This is a genomic window from Chitinophaga sp. HK235 (assembly GCF_018255755.1).
Taxonomy (GTDB): domain Bacteria; phylum Bacteroidota; class Bacteroidia; order Chitinophagales; family Chitinophagaceae; genus Chitinophaga.
The window spans coordinates 1,065,046-1,074,983 of sequence record NZ_CP073766.1 but is presented as its reverse complement, the minus strand read 5'-3'; the positions used below and the strand labels follow the sequence as shown (position 1 = coordinate 1,074,983).

The window sequence follows — 9,938 nt, the reverse complement described above, 5'->3', positions numbered from 1 at the left end:
TCTCATTTATTTATGAGACGGCCTCTTCTATTGCCAGATAATAATCTTCGATGATTACCCTATCAGAAAAATTTCAGTCGCTGTATAGGTAATACTACCCAGATAGCATATCGCAGCAGATGATAGAGATTTTTCTTCAGGTAACCGGATTGCCGTCCGAGGAAGGCAAATCGTTGATATAACATTTGTAGTGCGGAAGACGCGAGTACATGTGCACATATCATATTTTGCTGATCGGCAAATTCGGGACGGATCACATCTATAATCAGGATTAACCGCCGCTCCCTGGAGTTATTCCAGGCGGTATGGGTGTGGGCATCACAGAATGGCAGCGCCTTCCCATTTTCCCATGGCCTGATTTCCTTTGATACCTGAAACCCGCAGTCTGGCAAAGTAGCAGGCACCGATAATCCCAGATGACAGCGGATAATTGCATCCGTATCTCCCTGATGCGGGTTGATGTTGGAACCTGCTTCCAATACACTGAGGGAACAAGAGGTGAGATTGGGGATCTGCTTCATCAGCTTCACTGTCTCCGGACATTTTCTGCAGTTGTCATGCATGGTGAATTTCCAGAAATACAATCCCATGGTCTTCCATTTTTTCGGTGGAAAAGACATGGACTTATTAATGAAATAAGGCCGTAATCTGGCGGGCTTCTCCTGCATTAATCCGATGACTTCATCCCGGATAGTTTCCCAATTATCTTCCAGTACCCTTACCCATGAAAGCTCCTCTCTGCAATAAAACGGTGGCTGCCCGCCGGTATAGCGGCCTCCAAATACATTGTACCATGGTTTAACCGTATTACTCATAATGTTTGCTTGATGGCTGAGGAAATAATTTTTATGAGATCCTGACTTTTTTGCTGTACCAGGTCATGGCCTGCTTTCAGATAACAAATGGAGAAATTATCAGTGGCCAGGTCCATCCAGCGGCGTACTGTTGCAGCTGGCGCCAGCTGGTCATGCAGACCGGCAACTACTGTCAGTGGAATGGTTATCTCCATACCTCCCGGCTGATAACATTCCAGTACCTGCAGATCGGCACGTAACAGTTCACTCGTATGCTGTAAGGCTTTCCTTCTTTCCGCAGCAATACCGGGATCGCCGTAACTTCTCAGGATTTCTTCTATAAAGGCATCTTCGCCCAGCTGATGTAAGGTTCCTGTACCTGCTTCCAGCGGAGCGCCACATCCGGACAGGATCAATCCTGCGGGCAGCTTCCTGCCTGCACGCTGTAAGGCAACGTAAAACTCATATGCCATCAATGCGCCCATACTATGGCCGAAGAAATAAAACTCCTCCGCAGGATCTGAATAATTCTGCAACAGATCTGCGACAAGGGCCTGCAGGTCCGTGAATGCGGGTTCATGACTCCGCTCTTCCCGACCACGTGGCTGTACGGCGATCACTTCCAGCTGTTCTCCGAAAGCATCTGCCCAGCGGGAATAGGCGGAGGCGCCGGAACCGGCATATGGAAAACAATACAGCTGCTGTTTTACTGGTCTGTTTTTTTCATTCATGACTATAAATGCTTTCGGCACAGGAACCGCGTCCGGCAGTGGTTCCGGCAGCTGCGTAATAACTGGTTGAATGGTATCCCTGTTCTCATATACAAGCGAGAAAATATAATCAGTCACCGCTTCAATGGTGGGGTAGTTGTAGGCCAATGTCGCCGACAGCCTGCAATGAAAATACTGTTCCAATCGCGCTACGAAGGAAATCGCCATCAGCGAATCCATACCCAGGAAGTTAAAGCGCTGACGGGCATCTATCGTATCCATAGACTCTATCAACATGACCATGCGGAGCTCCAGCCTTACTACTTCTTCAATCTGAGCTCTGGCGGCTGCGGGTGTACTGCTCAGGATGTGATCCAGGTTGGCGGCGGCTGGTGTGGCTGCGGTATTGCTTTTGACTACCTGACCAAATAGGGATGGCTGCAGCGAGAATTCTGTAAACAGCCTGAATTTTTCCCAGTTAATATCTGCGATCAGTAACAACGGATCGTGTCTGGCAATGGCAGTCTCCATACAGGATAACGCTTTTGCAGGGGCCAGCAGCCGGAACCCCAATTGCTCCAGTACCTGCATTTCGTATGCTCCTGCACTCATGCCTGCTTCTGCCCATGGTCCCCAGTCGATACAGGTAGCTGGTAGTCCCAGGCCTTTCCGGTACATACTGAGCATATCCATGTAATAGTTGGCGGAAGTATAGTGACTAAGGTCAACAGATCCCCATAATGCTGATACGGAGGAGAACAACAGGAAGCAGTCGAGGTCCCGCTCTTTCGTAAGCTGATGCAGCTGCCAGGAGACTTCGGTCTTTATCTGCAGCGTACCGGCTAATTTGTTGCTGTCCAGGTCCATTACTTTGGAAAACCAGTTGACGCCGGCGGCATGCAATACCCCACGAACAGGTATTTGCTGTTCATCCAGCTGTTCGAAGATATGTGCGAGTGCCCTGCTGTCTCTCACATCCATGCTATGTGTTGCTACGTGTATGCCTTCCTGTTGTAACCCACTAAGCTGGCGGATGACATGGTATTCCGGATGTTCTGCGGTGATGGATGCCCAGCTTTCTGCTGGAGGAAGTACTCTGCGGCCCAATAGTATCAGGTGTTTCACACCTTTGCCTGCCAGCCATGATGCACAGGCTAGTCCTAGTCCGCCGAAGCCGCCGGTGATAATATAGGCGCCATCATTGCGAAGAGAAATGGTGGCTGCCGCTACTTCCGGCATGGGTTGCAACTGTGTGACATATTGCTGCCCCTTCCGGAGGGTGATACAATGCTCCCTGCCAGGCTGCAATATTTTATGTAGCAATACAGATACATCTTCCGGACTACTTATATCTATCATGCCACCTCTCCATTCGGGATGCTCCAGGAATAAAGTCTTGCCAAATCCCCATAGCGCGGCGGCTGACAGCTTCAGGTCTTTTCCTGCATCCGGCACTGGCTGTGCATGCCGGGTGAGCAGCCATAAAGGCATTACCAGTGCACTTTCCTTAACTGCTTGCAGGAAAGGAATGAGCATACTAACGCTATCGGATATATGATTTATTGAACTAGGTGAATGCTGTTCTGACAGACTTGCATCTCCGTAAATAATTTTCCACTCACGTTCATTTTCTGTTCGCTGAAGGTTAACTATTTTATCTAATGCTTTCCGATAGTCGGCTTTTACAGCCTGTACGTTGAAATGGTAATCAGGGCGGTATTGGCCGGTATCGCTGGATTCGCTTGTACAGAACCAGTATACACTTTTCTGAACAGCTTTTAATCGCTGCAGCAACTGATCGGTAACAGGTCCGGCGGGTGCAGCAATGATCCAGTTGATTTTTTCACGTAACAGCTCTTCCGGTATGTCGGCAGAAATAGTGCCGGCAGGATTCCAGCGGATTTGGTAAAAGCAATCACGTAGTATTTGCCTGGATACACGAGTCTGACGGGTATGATCTGCTAATGCTGTCAGGTGATCGGAACTTAATCCCTCCAGCCAGTAACGTTTGTGCTGAAATGCCTGTCCTGGTATCTGCGTCGGAAAAGCCTGTCCCTGCAGTATATTTTCCCAGTGTATCTGTGCTCCCGCGCTGTACATGCGACAGAGGGCTTCGAGGAGAAAATAGATTTCTGTTCTGTCGCCCTTCCGGAAATTGAGGGTGCGAAGTAATTGTGTATTGCTGCAGTCGATGGTTTCACTGACAGCGAGCAAGGTATTGCCACCCGGACCAATTTCTACAAACTCCCGTATGCTTTCGGGTGCTATTAACGTCAACGCCTGTCTGAAATTAACGGCCTGCCGCGTTTGTTGTATCCAGTAATCTGCATCCGGGGCCATAGTCATTTCTGTTCCATGTAAGGAAGAAATCCATCTCCTCGAGGGTGCACGGAAGGTAAACTGCTGCAGGTATTCCCGGTAAGGCTCCAGAATGGGGTCCATATATTGACTGTGAAATGCCTGCGATACTTTTAGGGAGAATATGCCAATACCCTGACTGCTGAAGAAGTTGGCTACTTCGTTAATGGCATCAGGACTACCGGAAATGACAGTTTTGAGAGGGCTGTTTATCGCTGCAATACAGAGTTCCGGATAGGGATTAATAGCCGCTGCTACTGTTTCCCCGTCTGCGAAAATCGTCAGCATATTTCCCTGGCGGGGAAGAGCAGTCAATAATGCGGCTCTCTTTTTGAGCATCGCTATACCTGTTTCCGGTTCAAAACATCCGGCCAGACAGGCCGCTGCATATTCGCCTATACTGTGACCCAGTAACAGTTGTGGAATGCAGCCGCTTTCTTCCAGTAAAATTCCCAAAGCATACTGCACTGCAAAAAGTACAGGTTGATATTGATGGTCTAACAGAAAAGATCCTTCTTCTTTTCCATTGATCATGCCTACCAGTGAATAGTCTGCTTCCGGATCATCTGCTGCTGCAGCACAGCGGTCAAAAGCCCTGCGGAATGCAGGGAAATGGAAGTACAATTCCCTGCCCATAGTTCTGTACTGATCACCTTGTCCGGAGAAAATGAAGCAGCGTTGTCCTTCTGTTACCATATCAGAGTGCTGGAAAACGCCTTCCCGGAAGGCTTTTAGCTTCTGTGTTAAAACGGCTTTACTATCTGTCAGAAATGCCTGACGATAACGTAGGTCCGTTCGGGTAGTCGCCTGAGTAAAACACAAATCATGAATACTGATGTCCGGATCTTTTGAAAGAAAATCAATCCATTGGTCTGCCTGCTGCAACAGTCCATCCGTGGAATGGGCGGAGAATATAAAAGGTATTTGTGTAAATAATGGACGTTCTGGTTTTACCTGCGGACCTATTGGAGTGAATTCCTCCAGGATGGCATGTGCTAACGCACCTCCAAAACCGAATGAACTGATGGCAGCGCGCCGTGGATCTGCCGACTCCCAGTTGGTCAGTACAGTAGGGATTTTCAGGCGGCTTCCTTCCAGATGTATGCGTGGATTTAATTCCTGCAAATGTGGCTGTGGTGGAATTTTGCCATGTTGCAACATCAGCACCGTCTTTAATAATCCTGCGATACCGGCGCCGGCTTCCAGATGACCTATATTCGCTTTTATTGCTCCTATATGGCAAATATTGCCTGCCGCCCGCCCATAGGTTTTTACCAGTTGTTCCATTTCCACAGGATCACCCAGGGCTGTGCCGGTACCATGTGCTTCAACAAAAGAAACAGTATCCGGGGAGATGCCGGCTTCGGCGAGTGTTCTGGTAATCAGCCGGTATTGTGCTGCTCCATCAGGAGAGGTGATCCCGTTGCTTTTACCATCTTGCCCGGCTGTACTGGCTAGTACCGTTGCCAGGATGGGATCTCCATCCCGCAAGGCGGCAGATCTCCGCTTTAGCATGACCATTCCGCAACCTTCTGCACGTACATATCCGTCTGCACTGGCATCAAAGGTCTTGCATCTTCCTACCGGCGACATCATGCCAAACTGCGACAAGGTGATGGTCGGACCCGGAGATAATAGAGCATTTACTCCACCAGCAATGGCCTGTGTGCATTCCCCGTTTCGGATGGATTGTACTGCCAGATGGAAAGCGGTGAGAGAAGAGGAACAGGCCGTATCTATGGCCATGCTGGGGCCTTTTAAGTCGTAGGTGTAGGAAATCCGGTTAGCGGTCAGACTGTTCGCATTACCCAGCCCGGAGTAGGCATTAAAGCTCTCCATGCCTGGAATGAGCTTTATTTTCATATATAGGTAATCGTTAGTCGATACGCCGAGGAAAACCCCTGTATCAGTACCTGCCAGCTGTTCTTTTTTCCAGCCTGCATTTTCCACCAGCCGCCAGGATGTTTCCAGGAGCAACCTTTGCTGCGGATCTATTTCCGGGGCTTCATGGGGTGATATTCCGAATAGGGCAGGATCAAACTGATCAATGTCATCCACGAATCCTCCCCAGCGGGTATTGACTTTCCCTGGCATGGCAGGTCTTGCATCATAGAAAATATCATTTTCCCAGCGGCTGGCAGGAACTTCACTGATGGCATCTGTACCCTGCTGCAGCAATTCCCAGAAAGCTTCCGGTGTGTTGGCCCCGCCAGGAAACCGGCAGGCCATGGATACAATCACTACTGCATCATCTGGTGTCATGACAGCCGCAGGGGGAATGTGGTTAAGTAATGGCAGCTTTCCCTGTAAATAGTTGTCCAGACACGCTTTCCTGGATACTTTGTAACTGGTGGTTCTGGGAATACCCCCCGAAGGTACCAGCAGAATATTATCAGGAACAATTCCATAACCTTCCGCCAGGCTCCCTTTAATCCTGGCAATGATACGTTCCTGTGTTGAAATATCGGTATGACGGTGTATTTCCTGAAATACCAGCAATTGTTCTTCCGCTGCAATATGGGAAATACAGACGGTCCGATCGCTTGTCCGGATGTCCTCCTGATGGTAACGGATCATGTTTTCCAGATCTTCAGCGGTATAGTTTACACCTCGCACGATGATAATATCTTTTAACCGGCCGGTGACATAGAGCCGGTTATCTTCCAGGAATCCTGTATCCCCGGTTCTCAGCGGGGTATTATCGGGTATTTTCTGTAAGCCTTTGTCATCCAGTAATCCTTCGGCGTTGCCGGCACTCAGGATATAAATTTCACCCTCTTCTCCTGCTGCGAGCAATGCGCCGGTTTCGGGATGATGCACGGATATACGGACTTCCGGATCTATAGTATAGGGGAGCAGATGCCGGGTCGTCTGACCGGTATGACGTATATGCATAGACGATAGTAGCTCATCTAGCCCCATACCTCCGCCTGCTGCCAGTAAGGTGGTTTCTGCCAGTCCGTATACAGGCTTGAAGGCATGTATATCAAAGCCTGCAGGTGCAAATTTTGCAGCGAAGCGTTGCAGCAGTTCAGGAGAAACTGTTTCAGCACCTACATAGGCATATTTCCAGGAGGATAATTGAAGTCCGGCTGTAGTTGCAATTTTATTACAGCAGTGTTCAAATGCGAAAGGGGGAGCGGCTGCAGCATTGGCCTGATATTGTCCTATCATCTGCAGCCATAGGGATGGAGAGGACATAAAGGACTGCGGACTGATAAAGACACCGAATCCATGTTCGAAGAGGATGCCCAGGAGATGACCTATGAGTCCCATATCATGATGGAAGGGCAGCCAGCCGGCTACTCTGGCGGTCTCGCTACGCTGGAATACCCGATGCATGTAGGCGAGGTTACTAATGGCATTCCGATGCCGGATGACAACACCTTTCGGAGTGCCCGTAGATCCGGATGTATACTGAATATATGCGATGTCTTCCGGGCTGATTTCCGGCAAAGATTCGGCAGTGATGCATGGCTGCAATAATCGCTGCAATGGAATAAGGTGGACATTACCAGCATTGGCTGTCTGGAGTGCCTCCCGGAACAAGGATACCTGTTCATCCGGCAGGATAATACTGCGAATGGTTTGCTGACGGACAATCCGGATAATCCGTTCCAGTCCGTTTTTATCCTTGTTGTTGCGAACAGGCGCCATAGGAGCCGGCACAATACCAGCTATCATACAACCAAAAAATGCAAGGGTGAAGTCGGATTGCTCAGGGGTACATAATAGCACCATTTCTCCGGGAGTTAAATGTCCGTGCAGGTTTTCGGCGATGGTAACACATTGCTGTTTCAGCGTCCGGTATGTGAAAACCTGTGATTCTTTGCCATTGTGATCCAGGAATATAAGCGCCTTCTCATTGGCTTTACTGATAGGGAATCTGGAGATAAGATCGACAATTGTTTTATACTCCATGCAATAGTTTTTGAAACGGGTTATTCATCATAAGTAATGTTTGTCATATCCTGGCTTGCATTTGGCCGGGCAGACCCAAAAGTAAAAAAGGGCTTTTGGGGCTGCCCTGATGGCTAAATAGTTACCAGGTTTTCTGCCCGATATAAGGACAATCCAGTTTTGTCTTAGTGTCATATACCCAGAATTTCCGCGCTCCGCTGATATAGCCGAAGTATACATCATAGGAGCCACCAGGTGTAGCACAGTTATCGGTATCATACTCATCGGTGGTGGCAAATCCCATCTTAACACCAATATCTCCTACACTGGTCACTTTCTTGCCATTAAGGACGAGGTTTTTGGTCTGATCCAGGATACCCCAGTGTTGATTCCATGTGCCTATATCACCAATGATGATCAGTCTGGTACTGGTCCCTTTATTGGCATTGATTTTATCGCAGATTTGCTGCAGAGTAAGCTGGCCGGGTTGGAGATCAAGCATGACAGCATGCCCGCCGTATCTTTTTTTGTCGGCATATACTGCTGTAAGAGACAGGCAGCTATTGATATTCGGGTATTCCAGGGTATTATCTCCCAGTGCTTCCCCTACCTGGCCTTCATCAACTTTAATAGTAGCCATAATGAATTTGTTTTTTTGGGTTAATGAATTTTTAAAGGTTAAGAAATACATGATGTATCGGAAAATTTTTAACTGACAGTGAAAGGTACCCGGAGAATACTCACAATAGAACTCCCGTCAGCAGCGCGGCCTGTCAGTGTATATTGTGCCGCTTCCAGCTTTAGCGTTTGAGCACCATCTTTGATCTGATTCGCCGGAATAGTGATATTTCCGGGATTAAGTGTCAGACTGGTGAGATTCGCAGTCACCCAGCTGAGGGTGTACTTGTCGGCATCAGCTTTGGCATAATTGAAATACTGTATCTGTGGATGATTATCATTATCACCCAGGTAATAGGTGTTTTGTGCACCACCAGGCTGATAAATGACGAATTTGTAAGGCTGACTGCTCAGATTTACTTCCATTGCCGGCCAATCCGCAGGATCTGTTAGCCAGATAACCCCGGAAAGCTTACCATCTGCTGCTTTGTCTTTGAATTTGAAGTAGGCAATGCCAACAGGTTTAAGTTTGAATGAGAGTGTCCTGGTGGGATTATCATTCTTAAATCCGAATGCGGTGAGCTGATAAGGGGCGCTATCAGGCATATCGCCGTAATTACCCTGATAACCTTTGACAAGATCTTCCCCGGGCGTTACCCGCATGGGTGTAATTGGATTAGTAATGCGCCTGTCAGGAGTTCTCAGCTGTGATCCGGATGCATACTTCAGATACCAGTATAGGAAGATGGCCTGATTTACCATCAGGGGATCAGTACCTACCAGGTTATCCTGACTCAGATTGGCAGATTTGTAGGCATCATAGGAAAGAATGATCGCTTTGCTTTGAAACAGGACTACATTGACCTGAACACTGGGGTCCGTGTTGCCGTTCCCGTTATAGGCAATCAGGGTGTAGGGGGTGTCGTCTTTGTCAGGCGCTATATCTACAATGCAATTATCCTGATAAGGTGGCCTGTCGCCTTTAACAGGGAATTCCCTTTGTTTATCTCCTGTCGCAAATCCGGTTACCACTACTCTGGTGGCTCCGGTGGAATACCAGGTAAGCGTGGTGGACTGGTTCAAACCTACTATCTGTTGCTGTAAATAGGCCATCAGACTTAATGTCTGCGGCTGCACTTTTACGATATTCTTCTGACCGGTAGCAGGGTCCAGAATGCCCAGGTATTCCGTTATGCCGACTGCGGCAGTTCCTCCGGTACTATTGATCGGTACCCTCAGGAAAGAGACTTGAATTTCCTCTCCCGGAGGGATAGGGATTGTTCTGATAGCCGTGATAACATAATAATCACTACCTGCACTTTTATTACAGTTAAACCACTGTGTTTCTGCTTTGCCACTAAAGCTGGTATCAATTACAAGGTCTGTAGCCCCGCCCCCTTTGGGGAAACCAATCTGTATAATATCACTATCAGGCCCTCCTTCAAATTCAATGGACTGGGCTGTATTGTTTGTGATATAGAGATGCAGGTCTACTACAGAGTTGGTGAAAATTTCGGAAGGCCGGAAATCATAACTGAATTTCAAATCTGCCATCATC

At 48.3% G+C, this 9,938-nt stretch carries 4 protein-coding genes; all 4 read right to left on the bottom strand.

Going from position 1 to position 9,938, the window contains the following annotated elements; translation table 11 throughout:
* Nucleotides 1–62: 62 nt before the first annotated feature.
* The 4 genes from KD145_RS03530 to KD145_RS03515 all read right to left on the bottom strand — a co-directional run bounded on the left by KD145_RS03530 (nt 63) and on the right by KD145_RS03515 (nt 9,937).
* Nucleotides 63–815, bottom strand: coding sequence for an aspartyl/asparaginyl beta-hydroxylase domain-containing protein (locus KD145_RS03530; protein WP_212004530.1), 753 nt, complete (start codon nt 813–815; stop codon nt 63–65).
* The gene (locus tag KD145_RS03525) at nt 812–7,783 is read right to left on the bottom strand and encodes a type I polyketide synthase (RefSeq protein ID WP_212004529.1); all 6,972 of its coding nucleotides are present in this window, start codon (nt 7,781–7,783) and stop codon (nt 812–814) included. The genes KD145_RS03530 and KD145_RS03525 overlap by 4 nt, the downstream gene beginning before the upstream one ends.
* A gap of 121 nt (nt 7,784–7,904) precedes the next feature.
* Nucleotides 7,905–8,402: a hypothetical protein gene (locus tag KD145_RS03520; protein ID WP_212004528.1), complete on the bottom strand. Its 498-nt coding sequence runs from the start codon at nt 8,400–8,402 to the stop codon at nt 7,905–7,907.
* A gap of 68 nt (nt 8,403–8,470) precedes the next feature.
* A complete protein-coding gene (locus KD145_RS03515) occupies nt 8,471–9,937 on the bottom strand; it encodes a hypothetical protein (RefSeq protein WP_212004527.1) in 1,467 nt (488 codons plus the stop codon).
* Nucleotide 9,938: the final 1 nt, after the last annotated feature.

Coding starts and splice junctions, on each gene's coding strand:
- KD145_RS03525 (WP_212004529.1), bottom strand. CDS start 7,783: ATGGAGTATAAAACAATTGTCGATCTTATCTCCAGATTCCCTATCAGT.
- KD145_RS03520 (WP_212004528.1), bottom strand. CDS start 8,402: ATGGCTACTATTAAAGTTGATGAAGGCCAGGTAGGGGAAGCACTGGGA.
- KD145_RS03515 (WP_212004527.1), bottom strand. CDS start 9,937: ATGATGGCAGATTTGAAATTCAGTTATGATTTCCGGCCTTCCGAAATT.
- KD145_RS03530 (WP_212004530.1), bottom strand. CDS start 815: ATGAGTAATACGGTTAAACCATGGTACAATGTATTTGGAGGCCGCTAT.